This window comes from Zoogloea sp. LCSB751, assembly GCF_002028455.1.
GTDB lineage: Bacteria > Pseudomonadota > Gammaproteobacteria > Burkholderiales > Rhodocyclaceae > Zoogloea.
Map to the genome: position 1 here is coordinate 1 of NZ_MWUM01000315.1, position 260 is coordinate 260.

Genomic DNA, 260 nt, shown 5'->3' on the forward strand with positions numbered 1-260 from the left:
CCGAGCGATGAAGGTGCGGTGCGTTGCATGAAGATGGCGATGCAGGACGTCGGCTCTGTGGATTACATCAACACCCACGGCACTTCGACTCCGGTCGGTGATACCAAGGAGCTGGAAGCCATCCAGACCCTGTTTGGCAGCAATGCGCCCAAGCTCTCCGCCACCAAGGCGATGACAGGCCATGCCCTTGGCGCCGCCGGTGTGCACGAGGCCGTCTACTCCCTGCTGATGATGGAACACGGCTTCATTGCCCCCAGCAT

General features: G+C 61.2%; 1 pseudogene. It reads left to right on the top strand.

Annotated elements, in window-relative coordinates:
* Positions 1-27 precede the first annotated feature (27 nt).
* Positions 28-260, top strand: a pseudogene (locus B4920_RS26780) (beta-ketoacyl-ACP synthase I); the annotation flags it as partial.